The 14,820-nt window shown below is 71.0% G+C and carries 16 protein-coding genes and 1 pseudogene; 13 read left to right on the plus strand and 4 right to left on the minus strand.

The window, feature by feature from the left end:
- Nucleotides 1-6 precede the first annotated feature (6 nt).
- From fdh to ACZ5L9_RS15990, 8 genes and pseudogenes are all read left to right on the plus strand, one after another.
- Nucleotides 7-2,757: pseudogene (gene fdh, locus ACZ5L9_RS15955) on the plus strand (formate dehydrogenase); the annotation flags it as partial.
- Complete coding sequence (locus ACZ5L9_RS15960) at nt 2,754-3,659, plus strand: 4Fe-4S dicluster domain-containing protein (RefSeq protein ID WP_464529295.1); 906 nt, start codon at nt 2,754-2,756, stop codon at nt 3,657-3,659. The pseudogene fdh and the gene ACZ5L9_RS15960, both read left to right, overlap by 4 nt.
- Nucleotides 3,656-4,639 (plus strand): NrfD/PsrC family molybdoenzyme membrane anchor subunit, encoded by a 984-nt coding sequence (gene nrfD / locus ACZ5L9_RS15965; protein ID WP_464529298.1) that lies wholly within the window; start codon nt 3,656-3,658, stop codon nt 4,637-4,639. The genes ACZ5L9_RS15960 and nrfD overlap by 4 nt, the downstream gene beginning before the upstream one ends.
- A 261-nt stretch (nt 4,640-4,900) precedes the next feature.
- Nucleotides 4,901-5,893 (plus strand): selenide, water dikinase SelD, encoded by a 993-nt coding sequence (gene selD / locus ACZ5L9_RS15970; protein WP_464536891.1) that lies wholly within the window; start codon nt 4,901-4,903, stop codon nt 5,891-5,893.
- 31 nt (nt 5,894-5,924) lie between these two features.
- On the plus strand, nt 5,925-6,341 hold the full coding sequence (locus ACZ5L9_RS15975) for a YccF domain-containing protein (protein ID WP_464529300.1): 417 nt from the start codon (nt 5,925-5,927) through the stop codon (nt 6,339-6,341).
- Between the two features lie 58 nt (nt 6,342-6,399).
- Nucleotides 6,400-6,663 carry a phosphoribosyl-ATP diphosphatase gene (locus tag ACZ5L9_RS15980; RefSeq protein ID WP_464529302.1) on the plus strand — a complete coding sequence of 88 codons (264 nt, stop codon included), beginning with the start codon at nt 6,400-6,402 and terminating at the stop codon, nt 6,661-6,663.
- An 11-nt stretch (nt 6,664-6,674) separates the two neighbouring features.
- A complete protein-coding gene (gene hisG, locus ACZ5L9_RS15985; protein ID WP_464529304.1) occupies nt 6,675-7,529 on the plus strand; it encodes an ATP phosphoribosyltransferase in 855 nt (284 codons plus the stop codon).
- Nucleotides 7,513-7,971: a PH domain-containing protein gene (locus ACZ5L9_RS15990; protein WP_464529306.1), complete on the plus strand. Its 459-nt coding sequence runs from the start codon at nt 7,513-7,515 to the stop codon at nt 7,969-7,971. Before hisG ends, ACZ5L9_RS15990 begins: the two co-directional genes overlap by 17 nt.
- A gap of 211 nt (nt 7,972-8,182) precedes the next feature.
- Here ACZ5L9_RS15990 and ACZ5L9_RS15995 read toward each other — a convergent pair whose 3' ends face one another.
- Genes ACZ5L9_RS15995 through ACZ5L9_RS16010 form a run of 4 tightly spaced genes read right to left on the minus strand, consistent with a single transcriptional unit; the run spans nt 8,183 to nt 11,294 of the window.
- On the minus strand, nt 8,183-9,100 hold the full coding sequence (locus tag ACZ5L9_RS15995) for an aldose 1-epimerase family protein (protein ID WP_464529308.1): 918 nt from the start codon (nt 9,098-9,100) through the stop codon (nt 8,183-8,185).
- 10 nt (nt 9,101-9,110) lie between these two features.
- Complete coding sequence (locus tag ACZ5L9_RS16000) at nt 9,111-9,650, minus strand: uridine kinase family protein (protein ID WP_464529310.1); 540 nt, start codon at nt 9,648-9,650, stop codon at nt 9,111-9,113.
- Nucleotides 9,634-10,866, minus strand: a complete 1,233-nt coding sequence (locus ACZ5L9_RS16005) for an amino acid deaminase/aldolase (protein ID WP_464529312.1) — start codon at nt 10,864-10,866, stop codon at nt 9,634-9,636. The genes ACZ5L9_RS16000 and ACZ5L9_RS16005 overlap by 17 nt, the downstream gene beginning before the upstream one ends.
- Complete coding sequence (locus ACZ5L9_RS16010; RefSeq protein ID WP_464529314.1) at nt 10,863-11,294, minus strand: hypothetical protein; 432 nt, start codon at nt 11,292-11,294, stop codon at nt 10,863-10,865. Before ACZ5L9_RS16010 ends, ACZ5L9_RS16005 begins: the two co-directional genes overlap by 4 nt.
- A gap of 50 nt (nt 11,295-11,344) precedes the next feature.
- On the opposite strand from ACZ5L9_RS16010, the gene ACZ5L9_RS16015 reads away from it, so the two are divergent.
- The 5 genes from ACZ5L9_RS16015 to ACZ5L9_RS16035 all read left to right on the plus strand — a co-directional run bounded on the left by ACZ5L9_RS16015 (nt 11,345) and on the right by ACZ5L9_RS16035 (nt 14,805).
- Nucleotides 11,345-11,863 carry an SseB family protein gene (locus ACZ5L9_RS16015; protein ID WP_464529316.1) on the plus strand — a complete coding sequence of 173 codons (519 nt, stop codon included), beginning with the start codon at nt 11,345-11,347 and terminating at the stop codon, nt 11,861-11,863.
- A gap of 695 nt (nt 11,864-12,558) precedes the next feature.
- The gene (gene infC / locus ACZ5L9_RS16020; protein ID WP_464536893.1) at nt 12,559-13,299 is read left to right on the plus strand and encodes a translation initiation factor IF-3; all 741 of its coding nucleotides are present in this window, start codon (nt 12,559-12,561) and stop codon (nt 13,297-13,299) included.
- A 60-nt stretch (nt 13,300-13,359) separates the two neighbouring features.
- Nucleotides 13,360-13,554 (plus strand): 50S ribosomal protein L35, encoded by a 195-nt coding sequence (gene rpmI, locus ACZ5L9_RS16025; protein ID WP_464529320.1) that lies wholly within the window; start codon nt 13,360-13,362, stop codon nt 13,552-13,554.
- Between the two features lie 52 nt (nt 13,555-13,606).
- A complete protein-coding gene (gene rplT, locus ACZ5L9_RS16030) occupies nt 13,607-13,990 on the plus strand; it encodes a 50S ribosomal protein L20 (protein WP_464529323.1) in 384 nt (127 codons plus the stop codon).
- A gap of 5 nt (nt 13,991-13,995) precedes the next feature.
- Nucleotides 13,996-14,805, plus strand: coding sequence for a TrmH family RNA methyltransferase (locus ACZ5L9_RS16035; RefSeq protein ID WP_464529325.1), 810 nt, complete (start codon nt 13,996-13,998; stop codon nt 14,803-14,805).
- Nucleotides 14,806-14,820 lie beyond the last annotated feature (15 nt).

Genomic DNA, 14,820 nt, shown 5'->3' on the forward strand with positions numbered 1-14,820 from the left:
TCCACGGTTCCCGGTCTGGGGACCTCGTTCGGCCGGGGTGGGGCCACCACCTACCTGCAGGATCTGCAGAACGCTGACCTGATCGTCATCCAGGGCTCCAACATGGCCGAGGCCCACCCCGTGGGCTTCCAGTGGGTGGTGGAGGCGAAGAAGCGCGGCGCCCGGGTGATCCACGTCGACCCGCGCTTCACCCGCACCTCCGCGCTCGCGGATCAGCACGTCCCGATCCGGGCCGGCTCCGACATCGTGTTCCTCGGCGCCCTGGTCAACCACATCGTCAGCAACGAGCTGGACTTCCGCGACTACGTCGTCGCGTACACCAACGCGGCCGCGATCATCGACGAGCGCTTCCAGGACACCGAGGACCTCGACGGCCTCTTCTCCGGCTGGGATCCCGAGGAGGGGCACTACGACCCCGCGACCTGGGCGTATGCGCCGCGTCCCGGCACCGACGACGAGCCGGCCGGGCAGAGCGCGGAGGGCGCGGCCAGCGACGCGTCCACGTCGGGGGAGCACCACCGCGAGTCGCACGAGATGGCGGTCTCGGAGACGCACGGCTCGGGCGGCCCGCCCGTCGACCACAAGCCGGCGCGGGACGAGACACTGCAGCACCCGAACTGCGTGTACCAGATCCTCAAGCGGCACTACGCCCGCTACACCCCGGAGATGGTGCAGGAGGTCTGCGGCATCGGGCCGGAGGACTTCGGGCGGGTCGCCGACGCCCTGGTCGCCAACTCGGGTCGGGAGCGGACGGCCGCGTTCTGCTACGCCGTCGGCTGGACCCAGCACAGCACCGGTGCCCAGATGATCCGGACGGCCGCGATCCTGCAGTTGCTGCTCGGCAACATCGGCCGTCCCGGCGGTGGCGTGATGGCGCTGCGCGGACACGCCAGCATCCAGGGCGCCAGTGACATCCCGACGCTGTTCAACATCCTGCCCGGCTACATCGCGATGCCGCACGCGGCACTGCACCACGACCTCGACAGCCTGCTGTCGGGGCAGGAGGGCAAGGCCGGGTTCTGGGGCAACGTACGCAACTACACCGTCAGCCTGCTGAAGTCGTGGTGGGGCGAGGCGGCCACGGCCGAGAACGACTATTGCTTCGACTACCTGCCCAAGCTCACCGGCGATCACTCCACCTACGCCAGTGTGAAGCTGATGATCGACGGCGGCTGCAAGGGCTACTTCCTCGTCGGTCAGAACCCGGCCGTCGGCAGCGCGAACGGCAAGATGCAGCGGATGGGCCTGGCCAACCTCGACTGGCTCGTCGTGCGCGACATGCAGATGATCGAGTCGGCCACCTTCTGGAAGGACGGGCCCGAGATCGAGACCGGCGAGCTCGAGACCGACAAGATCGGCACCGAGGTCTTCTTCCTCCCGGCCGCCTCGCACGTGGAGAAGTCCGGCTCGTTCACCCAGACCCAGCGGATGCTGCAGTGGCGCGACAAGGCCGTGCCGCCGCCGGGCGACGCGATGAGCGACCTGCACTTCTACTATCTGCTCGGCAAGCGGATCAAGGAGCTATTGGGCGCCGACGCCACCGAGGCCGCCGACGAGATGAACCGTCCGCTGCTCGATCTCACCTGGGACTACCCGCTCGACGACGAGGGTGAGATCGACGCCGAGGCGGTGCTGCGTGAGATCAACGGCACCGACGCCGACGGCAAGGCGCTGTCGTCCTACACCCAGCTCAAGCCGGACGGCTCGACCCGCTGCGGCACCTGGATCTACTGCGGCGTGTACGCCGACGAGGTGAACCAGGCACGCCGGCGCAAGCCGCACTGGGAGCAGGACCAGACCGCCGCGGAGTGGGGTTGGGCATGGCCGGCCAATCGGCGCATCCTCTACAACCGCGCCTCGGCCGCGCCCGACGGCACGCCGTGGAGCGAGCGCAAGAAGCTGGTCTGGTGGGACGAGGAGGCCGGGAAGTGGACCGGCTCCGACGTCCCGGACTTCATCGCCGACCGGCGGCCCGACTACGTCCCGCCGGAGGGGGCGAAGGGACCGGACGCGATCGGTGGGACCGATCCGTTCATCATGCAGACCGACGGGAAGGGCTGGCTCTTCGCGCCGCTCGGCCTGGCCGACGGGCCGCTGCCGACGCACTTCGAGCCGGCCGAGTCGCCGGTGCGCAACGCGCTGTACGGCCAGCAGAGCAACCCGGTGAGCAAGTGGGTGGCCGACGACACCAACCCGCTCAACCCCAACTTCAGCGACGTGTTCCCGTACGTCTACACGTCCTACCGGCTCACCGAGCACCACACCGCGGGCGCGATGAGCCGCACGCTGCCGTACCTGACCGAGCTCCAGCCCGAGCCGTTCTGCGAGGTCTCGCCGCGGCTGGCCGCAGAGCGCGGGCTGACCCACGGTGACTGGGTCACCATCGTCACCTCGCGCGCCGCGATCGAGGCGCGGGTGCTGGTCACCGACCGGCTGCGCTCGCTGAGGGTCGGCGACCAGTGGGTCGAGCAGGTGGGCCTGCCGTATCACTGGGGACCCAACGGACTCGTTCCCGGCGACTCGCCGAACGACCTGGTCGGGGTCACCACCGACCCCAACGTCTACATCCAGGACAAGGTGGGCACCTGCGACATCAGGCCCGGACGGCGCCCGCGCGGACCGGACCTCATCGCCTTCGTGGCGGACTACCGTCACCGTGCCGGCATCGGCACCACGCACGCGCCCGGGCGGGTCCTGGGCGAGGAGGGCGACGCGGCTCCCGCCGACGGCCGCACCGAGACCGAGGAGGAGACATGACCTTCACTCCCGCATCGCTGTTCGGCGGGTCGATCTTCGGACCGCTCGACGACGTCCAGTCCGACGCCGGCTACGGCGAGGATCATCCGCCGCGGATGGGCTTCTTCACCGACACCTCGATCTGCATCGGCTGCAAGGCCTGCGAGGTGGCGTGCAAGGAGTGGAACATGGTGCCCGACGACGGGTTCCTGCTCACCGGCATGTCGTACGACAACACCCAGAGCCTCAACGCGAGCACCTGGCGCCACGTCGCCTTCATCGAGAAGCCGACCGCGCCTGCGGTCGACCTGGGCATGCCGGCGATGTCGCCGCCCGGCTTCGAGACCGGCACCACCGAGCTGCGCTGGCTGATGTCCTCGGATGTGTGCAAGCACTGCACCCACGCCGGCTGCCTCGACAACTGTCCCACCGGGGCGCTGTTCCGCACGGAGTTCGGCACGGTCGTCGTGCAACCCGACATCTGCAACGGCTGCGGCTACTGCGTCCCCTCGTGCCCGTACGGCGTCATCGACGTGCGCCACGACGACGGCCGGGCCTGGAAGTGCACGATGTGCTACGACCGGCTCAAGGTCGGCGAGACCCCGATGTGCGCGAAGGCATGCCCCACCGAGTCGATCCAGTTCGGTGAGCTCAGCGAGCTGCGCGAGCGCGCCGATCGGCGGGTGGAGGAGCTCCACGCCCAGGGCGTCGACGTCGCGCGCCTGTACGGCCACGACCCGGAGGACGGGGTCGGCGGCGACGGGGCGTTCTTCCTGCTGCTCGATGAGCCGGAGGTGTACGGCCTGCCGCCGGACCCGGTCGTCACCACCCGCGACCTGGGCTCCATCTGGAAGCACGTCGGCATGGCCGCGGCCGGGATGATCGGACTCGGGATCGCCTCGTTCCTCGGGAGGCGCACGTGAGCGGTGGATCGCGCCGAGGCGGTCGCGGCGCAGGCCGGGGAGGTCGCGGCGAGGAGGCGATGGTGCCGCAGGCCGAGTTCGAGTCCTATTACGGCCGCCCGGTCATCAAGGCGCCGGTCTGGAAGTCACCGGACGTCCCGCTCTACCTCTTCCTCGGCGGCATGGCCGGTGGTTCGGCGCTGCTCGCCGAGGGCGCGGCCGCGACCGGCCGCCCGGGCCTGGAGCGGGTGGCCAGGCTCGCCGCCGCGTCGGGGGCGATGGGCGGCACCGTCTTCCTGATCCACGATCTCGGCCGCCCCGAGCGGTTCCTGCACATGCTGCGGGTGTTCAAGCCGACCTCGGCGCTCTCGGTCGGCACCTACATCCTGTCCGGGTTCGCCACCGCCGCCGGTGGCGCCGCTGCCCTCGAGGTCACCGGGTGGCTGCCGCGGCTCAAGCGCGTCGCCGGAGCGGGTGCCGCTGCGCTGGGGCCACCGCTCGCCACCTACACCGCGGCGCTGCTCGCGAACACCGCGGTCCCGATCTGGCACGAGGGGCACCAGGAGCTGCCGTTCGTCTTCGGCGGCTCCGGCGCCGCTGCCGCCGGGGGAGTCGCTCTGGTGTTCGCGCCCGCGCCCGAGCACGGCCCGGCCGCCCGGATGGCGCTCGCCGGCGGCACGGTCGAGCTCATCGCCACCGAGCTGATGGAGCGGCGCCTGGCCGCCGTCCCGGGGCAGAGCCTGGTCGAGCCCTACCACGAGGGCCGCCCGGCGGCCCTGCTGCGTGGAGCGAAGGGACTCACCCTCGCCGGGCACCTGCTCAACCTCCTCGGCATCCGCTGGCCGCGGCTGCGTCGCCTGGCCGGGGTCTCCTACGTCGCGGGCTCGGTCGCGCTGCGCTTCGGCGTCTTCGAGGGCGGTCTGGCCTCGGCCAACGACCCCAAGTACACGGTCGGTCCGCAGAAGGCGCGGGTCCAGGCCCGCACCACGGCGCCCGAGTAGCGAGCGCCGGCGTCTCGGTGGTCGAGGAGCGAGCGCCGGCGATCTCGGTGGTCGAGGAGCGAGCGCCGGCGATCTCGGTGGTCGAGGAGCGAGCGCCGGCGATCTCGGTGGTCGAGGAGCGAGCGCCGGCGATCTCGGAGGTCGAGGAGCGAGCGCCGGCGAGCGTATCGAGACCCGTATCGAGACCCGCATCGAGACCCTTGACCCGCGCGGCAGACTGACGACGTGACCGCCGTCTCGGATCCCGCCGCCTCGCCGACCATCCGTCTGACGCAGTACGCCGCGGGTGGTGGGTGTGCCTGCAAGGTGCCGCCGGGCGAGCTCGAGCGGGTGCTGGGTGGACTCACCCCGGCGCGGGCCGACGACCTCCTGGTCGGGGTGGAGAACGGCGACGACGCGGCCGTGGTACGCCTCGAGACGCTGCCGGGTGGACAGAGCCGAGCGATCGTGATGACGACCGACTTCTTCACCCCGGTCGTCGACGACGCCTACGACTGGGGCCGGATCGCGGCCGCCAACGCGCTCAGCGACGTCTACGCCATGGGCGGCGAGCCGCTCGTCGCTGTCAACCTACTGGCCTGGCCGCGCGACCGGATCCCGTTCGAGCTGGCCGCCGAGGTGCTGCGCGGAGGCGCCGAGGTGGCGGCTGCCGCTGGCTGTCATCTCGCCGGTGGGCACAGCATCGACGACCCCGAGCCGAAGTACGGCCTGGCCGTCACCGGCATCGCCGATCCCGAGCGGCTGCTGCGCAACGACGCCGGCCTGGCCGGTTTGCCGCTCACCCTCACCAAGCCGATCGGGCTCGGCGTGCTCAACAACCGGCACAAGAGCACCGGTGAGGTCTTCCCCGAGGCGATCGCGACGATGACGACCCTCAACCGCGATGCCTCCCGGCAGGCCTTGGCCGCGGGCGCGCAGGCCGCGACCGACGTCACCGGCTTCGGCCTGCTCGGCCACCTCTACAAGCTCGCCCGGGCGAGCGGCGTCGGCGCGGTGCTCGACGCCGCGGCGGTGCCGTACCTCGACGGAGCCCGTGCGGCGTACGCCGCCGGCTTCGTCCCGGGCGGCAGCCGCCGCAACCTCGAGTGGGTACGTCCGCACGTCGACGCCGGGCCGGGCATCGACGAGGACGAGCTGGTGCTGCTCGCCGACGCCCAGACCTCCGGCGGCCTGCTGGTGGTGGGCGAGGTGCCCGGCTACCCGGTCGTCGGCGAGCTGGTCGACCGCGGCGATGCGGTCGTCACGGTCCGCTGACGCGCGTGCCGCTCGGGTCTAGGGTCGGAGCGTGCGCTTCCTGCTGAACGTGATCTGGCTGGTCCTCTGCGGCTTCTGGATGTTCCTGGCGTACGTCCTCTGCGGGGTCATCTGCTGCCTCCTGGTCATCACCATCCCGTTCGGGCTGGCCGCGTTCCGGATCGGGGTCTTCGCGCTGTGGCCCTTCGGTCGGACAATCGTGCTGCGGCCCGATGCCGGTGCGCCCTCGGTGATCGGCAACATCATCTGGTTCGTCTTCGCGGGGCTGTGGCTCGCGATCGCCCACCTGTGCACCGGCATCGCGCTGTGCATCACGATCATCGGCATCCCGCTGGGTCTGGCGAACTTCAAGCTCGTCCCGGTCTGCCTGATGCCGCTCGGACGCGTGATCGTGCCGGTGGACGTGGCCCGGCGGATGTACGCGGACCAGAGCGTCCCGACGTTCTGAGTCCACATTCCTGGGGCGTGCGCGGCACCCCGCGCCGTACCGCCTAGGCTTGGCTCCCGTGAAGACGTTCGAGGAGCTGTGGGACGAGCTCAGCGAGAAGGCGCGCACGCGCCCCGAGGGCTCCGGTACGACCAAGCTGCTCGAGGGTGGCCCTCATGCGATCGGCAAGAAGCTGGTCGAGGAGGCCGCCGAGTCGTGGATGGCCGCCGAGCATGAGGGCAAGGACGCGGCCGCGCTGGAGATCAGCCAGCTGCTCTACCACGCCCAGGTCATGATGCTGGCCACCGGCCTGACCCTCGACGACGTCTACGCCCACCTCTGAGGACGAATCCCATGAGTGACTACCTGCGCATCGCGGTGCCGAACAAGGGCGCCCTGTCCGAGGCCGCCTCGAACATGCTCCGCGAGGCCGGCTACCGCCAGCGCGAGGACGCCAAGCGGCTGAGCCTGATCGACGACGACAACGGCGTCGAGTTCTTCTACCTGCGTCCGCGCGACATCGCGCTCTACGTCGGCGAGGGCACCCTCGACGTCGGCATCACCGGCCGCGACCTGCTGGCCGACTCCGGCGCGAAGGCCGAGGAGGTGCTCCAGCTCGGCTTCGGTCGCAGCCGGTTCCGCTTCGCCGGCCCCGCCGGCCGCTTCAGCAGCCTCGCCGACCTGGCCGGCAAGCGGATCGCGACCTCCTACACCGGCGTCGTCCAGGCGTTCCTCGAGGAGAACGGCATCGAGGCGAGCGTGACTCGCCTCGACGGCGCGGTCGAGTCCTCGATCCAGCTCGGCGTCGCCGACGTGATCGCCGACGTCGTCGAGACCGGGACCAGCCTGCGGGCCGCCGGCCTGGAGGCCTTCGGCGAGCCGATCCTGGAGTCCGAGGCCGTCGTGATCGCCGGCACGAAGGGCAACGACAACGCGACGTACGAGACCTTCAAGCGTCGCATCGAGGGCGTCATGATCGCGCGTCGCTACGTGATGATGGACTACGACATCCGCGCCCAGGACGTCTCGGCCGCGACCGAGCTCGCCCCGGGCCTCGAGGGCCCGACGGTCAGCCCGCTGCACCGCGAGGGCTGGGTCGCCGTCCGCGTGATGGTGCCGCGAGACGGCTCGCAGAAGCTGATGGACGACCTGTACGCCATCGGCGCCCGGGCGATCCTGCTCACCGACATCCATGCCTGCCGACTCTGAGACCGTCCCGGCGCTGCCGCGGACCTGGCGTCCGTTCGGCGTCCGGGCGATGGGTCTGGTGCTGGTCATCGCGCTGTACGGGCTGTGCGGCTTCATGTGGTTCGCGTTCGACGACGAGACCCGCGCGAAGTTCACCACCTTCCAGCGCGGGACGCTGCTCTTCTTCGCCCTGCTGATCCTCGCGGTCGTGCACGCCCTCACGCGCTCCCGCATCGAGGCGCGCACCGACGGGCTCGTGGTGGTCAACGGCTACCGCCGCCGCGACCTGGCCTGGGAGCAGGTCCTCGCGGTGCACATGCCCGCGGGTGCTCCCTGGGTCACGCTCGACCTGGCCGACGGCACCTCGATCCCCGCGATGGGCATCCAGGCCTCCGACGGCGGCACGGCGAAGCGAGCGGTACGCGACCTGCGCGCGCTCGTCACCGCTCCACATCCGGGCTGAGCCGGCGACCCACCAGGATCGGGTCGCCGCGCGATCGGTTCGTGGAGCCACTGCGGCGTGGGGCGGGCGACGGACGGTCGCGCCGAGGGGCTCGTCGCCCGACGACGCACGACGCAACCACGACGCAAGCCGTCGTCGGGTGTGTCCCCTCGGCGTACCGGCTGCCGCCCAGTCCCGCGCCCAGTCCCGCGCAGCGGGCCGGGCGCGTGGCTCAGCGCGCCCGGATGCCCCAGGCGCCGGAGAACGACTCGCCCGGGGCCAGCACGATCACGTCCTCACCGGAGTTGAACGCGTCCACCGGGGCGGTCATCGGCTCGATCGCGATGGACACTCGGGCGGGGGTGCGGTTGTCGGCGGTGTAGACCATCAGCCACGGGTGCTGGGCGTCCTGCCACAGCTCGACGGCCCGGCTCTCGCCGTCGGCGGTGACGGCGGAGAGGGTGACGGTGGCGATGCCGTCGGCGTCGCGCGCGAGGTCGGCGAAGCAGGTGTCCAGGCCGATCCCATCCAGCGAGCGGCCACCGCGGAAGTCGTAGACGGTGCCCTCGACCGGCTCGCTGCCACTGGGCAGCTGGCGGTCGTCGGCGAGCACCCGGGCGGCGGCGGGGGAGTCGAGCGTCCAGGCATCGACGGTCCCGCCGGTGTCGAGGGTGAAGTACGGGTGCGCGCCCGAGGCGAACGGCGCATTCGAGGCGGCGAGGTTGGTGGCGTTCTGGGTGACGCTCAGGCCGTCCTCCCCGAGCTCGTAGACGACGCCGAGGTCGAGCGTCCACGGGTAGCCGCTCTGGGCCATCAGCCGCAGGCCGAGCTCGATGCGCGACTCGGTGTGGGACACGACGTGCCAGGTGGCCCAGCGGACCAGGCCGTGGATCGCGTTGTGGGTGTGCGGCTCGCTCAGCGCGAGCTGCGCCTCGGTGCCCTCGAACGTGTAGCGGCCGTCGCGGATCCGGTTGGGCCACGGCATCAGGAGCTGTCCGCGGCAGGCGCCGGGGATCTCGTGCTCCTCGAAGCCGTCGATGACCCGACGGCCGTCCTTGGTCAGCAGGCGCAGCGTCGCGCCCGACTCGGTGATGATGGCGGCGTAGCCGGCCGCCTTGATCTCGTACTGCTCACCAGTGGGGGCAACCATGCGGCCCACGCTATCGAACCGCGCCCCAGGTCACCTCGGCGGTCTCGCGGGTCCGCTCGCGCTCGAAGTGCTCGCGCTGATCGCGCTCCCACGCCGCGATGTACGGCTCCACGGCCGCGCCGTCGCGGGTGCGCCAGCGGGCCAGCCGGACCTCGGCGGCGACCTCGACCCAGACCAGCAGCGTCCGGAGGGCGGCGTACGGAGACAGGCCGGCGCCGACCCCCTCCACGACGAGCAGCTCCACCGGCTCCACGGTGACGGTCTCGGCATAGCCTCCGGCGTGCCAGTCGTAGCGGCGATACGTGCCGGCCAGACCGCGGGCCAGAGGGAGCAGCAGGGTGTCGAGCTGCTCGTGCAGGCGCGGCAGGCCGCCCCAGCCGTCGTACAGGTCGTCGAGGTGGACGACCGTCGCCGGGGTCAGGGCAGCGACCTCGGCTGCGAGGGTGGTCTTGCCGGAGCCGGCCGGTCCGTCGAGGCAGAGCAGTCGCCCGGCACCGAGCGTGGGTGGGCGGGAACCCAGTAGGGCGAGCAGGTCAGAAGGCGAGTCCATGACCCCGGTAGGTGGTCGCCGCCTCGACGATCCGATCGCCGCTGACGAGGTAGGCGGTCGGCGTGTGCTCGAAGAGCTCGCCGGACTTCGCGTGCCGGAACCAGACCAGGTCGCCGATCCGGAGCCGCTCGGCCGCCTCGCCGCGCAGCGGGGTCTGCACCTCGCCCGCACCCTCGAGGTCGGTCAGCGCCAGCCCGGCGGGCGCCCACGGGACCGGCAACCGGTCGGGCCCCGCAGCGCCGGATGCCGACAGGCCACCGCCGTGCACGGTGACCAGGTCGGGGGTGGGCCGGCGGGTCACCGGCACGCCGAAGTAGGCGGCCGGACGCGGCGAGAACGCGCGGTAGTGGTCGAACAGCCCGGGAACGAACAGCCCGGACCCGGCGGTCACCTCGGTGACGGTCGGGTCGCCCGAGGAGGTCTCCAAGGAGCCGGATCCGCCGGCGTTCCAGAACTCCAGCCCCGAGGGACCGAGCAGCTCGTGCAGCCCCGCGGCGATGCTCGCGCGACGCTCCGCGAGCTGGGCGACCGAGAGCGCCTTGACCCGGCGTACCGCGAAGGAGCGGGCGGCCTTCCCAGGGACCTCGTCGGCCAGGCCGGCGACCTGGCCCTCGTAGGTCATCACCCCGACCAGCCGGAACCCCGGCCGGCCCACGATGGCGCGGGCGAGGTCGAGGACGGCGGCGGGGGACAGCAGGGGGGAGCGCTTGGGGCCCAGGTGCCGGCCGGCGACCTGCAGGCCGGCGTCGACGTCGATCGCCACCCGGACGGGGACGGCCTTGGAGGACCGGACCGAGTCGATCACGTCGAGATGGTCGATCGAGTCGACCATCAGGGTGATCTTCGAGGCAGCCGACGGCGAGCCCACCAGCCGGGTCAGCGCCCAACGGTCGACCGTCGGGTAGGCGACCACGACGTCCTCGCTGACGCCGTTGTCGACGAGCCACAGCGCCTCGGCGAGGGTGTAGCCGAGCACGCCGGCGAACCCCGGCGCCGCAAGGGCACGCGCGATGATGGCCGGGACCCGCAGCGACTTGGAGGCGACCCGGATCGGGGTGCCACCGGCGCGCCGGGCCAGGTCGGCGGCGTTGGCGTCGAAGGCGTCCAGGTCGATCACCATCGTCGGGGTCGCCAGCGGTCGCTCGTACGCGGCGACGGCGGCGTTGAGCCGCGCCCAGAGCCGGTTGCGCTCCGCCGCGGAGGCAGGCCCGCTCACGAGATGCCGTGCTTCTTGAGGATCGCCTGGATGTCGTCGAGGTCGTCGTCGCCCAGACCCAGGTCGGCCCCTGCGGGCGCCTTGCCCTTGACCGGTCGCGCCGTCTTCGGCGCGGCGACCTCGCCCTCGCCCGTACGGCCGGAGAGTCGCGTCGAGACGCCGATCAGCACGAACGCGATCGCGGCGAGCACCAGGCCCAGCCAGACCATCGGGTTCCAGACGAAGCCGGTGGCCCAGTCCGAGATCGCGGTGCCGATCCGGCCGAGCAGGCGCAGGGTGTGGGTGAAGTACGCGGCGAGCGGCAGCAGCGTGATCCCGCTCCAGCGGGCCAGCGAGGCCGCACCCTTCGCGCGTGCGCGCGTCCACGTGTAGAGGCCCGACAAGATGGTGAGGGCCAGCGCCAGTGCGCCCCAGGCGACATCGTCCATGCCGCCATCCTCCCACCCGATGGCTGGGCGCGGCTTGATTGAATGGCTGTGTGGAACACCCCGATGCGCGACCGGACGCGAAGCGGCTCCAGGCCCCGGCCTTCCCCGAAGACGACGGCACCACCTCGACGCAGGTCGCGGCTGCACTCGAGGCCTACGGTGCCGACCGCGCCGCGTACCCCCTGGTGCTCGGCGCCCTGCTCGAGAGCCGCCTCCTGGTGCCGGTCGTCGCGGTGCTCGGCGAGGTGGAGTACGACGCGCAGGGTCTCGCGCACGACAAGACCAGCGACATGGCCACCGTCCTGCTCACCGGGGACGACGGCCGCCAGGCGCTGCTGGCCTTCACCTCGATGGAGACGATGGCCGCCTGGCGCCCCGACGCCCGCCCGGTGCCGGTGCCCGCACGCGACGCCGCCCGGGCCGCCGTGCAGGAGCAGGCCGCAGCCGTGGTCGTCGACGTCGCCGGCCCGGTCACCGCCGTGATCGAGGGCGACGACCTCCAGGCGATGTCGCGGGGCTGGCAGCTCACCCGCGTCGGCGACCAGACCGCCTGGATCGCCCCCGCCTGACCGGACGTCGAGCCTGTCGAGACGCACCGACCGCACCCATCGGACGTCGAGCCCGTCGAGAGGCACCGACCGCACGCATCGGACGTCGAGCCTGTCGAGAGGCACCGACCGCACGCATCGGACGTCGAGCCTGTCGAGACGCACCGACCGCACCCATCGGACGTCGAGCCTGTCGAGACGCACCGACCGCACCCATGGGACGTCGAGCCTGTCGAGACGCACCGACCGCACCCATCGGACGTCGAGCCTGTCGAGACGCACCGACCGCACCCATCGGACGTCGAGCCCGTCGAGAGGCACCGACCGCACCCATCGGACGTCGAGCCTGTCGAGACGCACCGACCGCACCCATCGGACGTCGAGCCTGTCGAGACGCACCGACCGCACCCATGGGACGTCGAGCCCGTCGAGACGCACCGACCGCACCCGTTGATTGGGCGCCGGGGGAATGGTCGGGTAGTCTCTCGTGTTGACCGATCAGTCGACATCCGTCGGCTGATCCACAAGCGGAGACAGCAACACCGTTTCCCACCCGCATCGACCAAGGCAACACGGGTCGTCGGGTCCGGTCCAGAAGCAGGATCTCGGAGAGTGTCTGAGTCCTGTCTTCCGGTGTGAGCCGTGGCATTTCAGGTGCGGCTCACAGTGACTGGCTTCCGCTTGGACAAGCGGAAGCCTTTTCTGTTGTCGGGCCAGTGTGCACATGGTCCGAAGACGCCGAGGCCTCCGGACTGACAAACACTGGAGGACACATCAGCACCGAGCTTCGTATCAACGACCGGATCCGGGTACCCGAGGTCCGCCTCGTTGGTCCCAACGGCGAGACCGTCGGCATCGTGCCGACCGGCGACGCACTGCGCCTTGCCCAGGAGGCGGACCTCGACCTCGTCGAGATCGCCCCGATGGGCAAGCCCCCGGTCTGCAAGCTCATGGACTACGGCAAGTTCAAGTACGAGAACGCGCAGAAGGCGCGCGACGCTCGCCGTAACCAGACGAATGTCGTCATCAAGGAGATGAAGCTTCGTCCCAAGATCGACCAGCACGACTATGACACCAAGAAGGGTCACGTCGAGCGGTTCCTCAAGGCTGGCGACAAGGTCAAGATCACGATCATGTTCCGTGGTCGCGAGCAGCACCGCCCCGAGCTGGGCTTCCGCCTCCTGCAGAAGCTCGCCGAGGACGTGCAGGAGATCGGCTTCGTCGAGTCGTCCCCGAAGCAGGACGGCCGCAACATGATCATGGTGCTCGGCCCGCACATCAAGAAGGCTGACGCCAAGGTCGAGCACAACGAGGCCAAGGAGGCGAAGGCCGCCGAGCGCGCCGCCGACGCCGCTCTGGAGCAGGCCGAGCGCGACGCGTCCAAGGCCGGTCGGCCGGTCGCGCAGAAGAAGGAGAAGCGCCGCAACGAGGCGCTCGATCCCGACATCGACCTCTGATACACCCCGAGAACTTCGAGCCCGCACCTCGGGCTTGATCGAGCAAGAAAGAAGAACGAGATGCCGAAGAACAAGTCGCACTCCGGTGCGGGCAAGCGCTTCAAGGTGACCGGCTCCGGCAAGATCCTTCGCGAGAAGGCCGGCAAGCGCCACAACCTTGAGAAGAAGGCCTCCAAGGTCACCCGTCGCATGACCGGCACCGTCGAGGTTGCCGCGAACGACGTCCCGCGCGCCAAGAAGCTGCTGGGTCTCTGATCTTTCCCCCGGGCTGAGGCCCACCAAGTTTTTTTCACGCAAGGAGTACGAAATGGCACGCGTCAAGCGCGCAGTAAACGCCGCCAAGAAGCGCCGCGTCACCCTCGAGCGGGCCTCCGGCTACCGCGGTCAGCGCTCGCGCCTCTACCGCAAGGCCAAGGAGCAGGTCACCCACTCGCTGGTCTACGCCTACAACGACCGCCGGAAGAAGAAGGGCAACTTCCGCTCGCTGTGGATCCAGCGCATCAACGCCGCCGCGCGTGAGCAGGGCCTGACCTACAACCGCTTCATCCAGGGCCTCGGCCTGGCCGGCGTCGAGGTCGACCGCAAGATCCTGGCCGAGCTCGCCGTCAACGACGTGGCCGCGTTCAACGCGCTCGTCGAGGTCGCCAAGAACGCCCTCCCGGCCGACGTCAACGCTCCGGTCAACGCCTGAGTCGTATGACGTCCGTGCCCCTCGCCCCGAGCAACGCTCGGGTGAAGGAGCTCCGGAAGCTGAGCCGCCGCTCGGAGAGATCCGAGCGGCGGCTTTTCCTTGCCGACGGCCCGAAGGCCGTCGAAGGCGCCATCCGTGCTGACGTGTGGCGGGAGCTCTTCGCCACCCCCACCGCCGTGGGGACCTACGCCGACCTGATCGGCGAGCGGGCGGTGACGCTGGTCAGCGACCAGGCGATGGCTGCCATCTCCGACGCCGTCTCGCCCGCGGGCATCACCGCCCTGTGCGACTTCTTCGACGTCGACTGGTCGGTTGTCGCCGGTCCACAGGTCACTTCTCGCGGGTCGAGTGGTCCCCGCCTGGTCGCGATCTGCGCCGACGTGCGCGACCCCGGCAACGCCGGCACCGTGATCCGCTGCGCCGATGCGGCGGGCGCAGATGCGGTCGTGCTGGCCGGCGACGCCGTCGACCTCTACAACCCGAAGACGATCCGTGCGTCGGTGGGCTCGGCCTTCCACCTGCCGATCATCATCGAGCGCGACCCGGCGCAGGCCGTACGGGCGGCGAAGGCCGCCGGTCTGAGCGTGCTCGCGGCCGACATGGACGGCGAGGCGACGATCTTCGACGCGGACGCGCTGCTCGCAAAGCCGACCGCGTGGCTGCTCGGGAACGAGGCCTGGGGACTTCCCGCCGACCTCGCCACCCGGGCCGATCATGTGGTCTCCATCCCGATCTTCGGGCGGGCGGAGAGCCTCAACCTCTCCACCGCAGCCGCCCTCTGCCTCTACGCCAGCGCTCGGGCGCAGCGCGCCTGACCTCCGCGGCCGGGC

It is taken from the genome of Nocardioides sp. JCM 18998 (genome assembly GCF_055391535.1).

Bases quoted from the DNA above. Each gene is read 5' to 3' on its own strand.
- ACZ5L9_RS16035 (WP_464529325.1), top strand. From the start codon at position 13,996: ATGACGTCCGTGCCCCTCGCCCCGAGCAACGCTCGGGTGAAGGAGCTC.
- rplT (WP_464529323.1), top strand. From the start codon at position 13,607: ATGGCACGCGTCAAGCGCGCAGTAAACGCCGCCAAGAAGCGCCGCGTC.
- hisG (WP_464529304.1), top strand. From the start codon at position 6,675: ATGAGTGACTACCTGCGCATCGCGGTGCCGAACAAGGGCGCCCTGTCC.
- ACZ5L9_RS16000 (WP_464529310.1), bottom strand. From the start codon at position 9,650: ATGGACTCGCCTTCTGACCTGCTCGCCCTACTGGGTTCCCGCCCACCC.
- ACZ5L9_RS15960 (WP_464529295.1), top strand. From the start codon at position 2,754: ATGACCTTCACTCCCGCATCGCTGTTCGGCGGGTCGATCTTCGGACCG.
- ACZ5L9_RS15990 (WP_464529306.1), top strand. From the start codon at position 7,513: ATGCCTGCCGACTCTGAGACCGTCCCGGCGCTGCCGCGGACCTGGCGT.
- ACZ5L9_RS15995 (WP_464529308.1), bottom strand. From the start codon at position 9,100: ATGGTTGCCCCCACTGGTGAGCAGTACGAGATCAAGGCGGCCGGCTAC.
- ACZ5L9_RS16010 (WP_464529314.1), bottom strand. From the start codon at position 11,294: ATGGACGATGTCGCCTGGGGCGCACTGGCGCTGGCCCTCACCATCTTG.
- rpmI (WP_464529320.1), top strand. From the start codon at position 13,360: ATGCCGAAGAACAAGTCGCACTCCGGTGCGGGCAAGCGCTTCAAGGTG.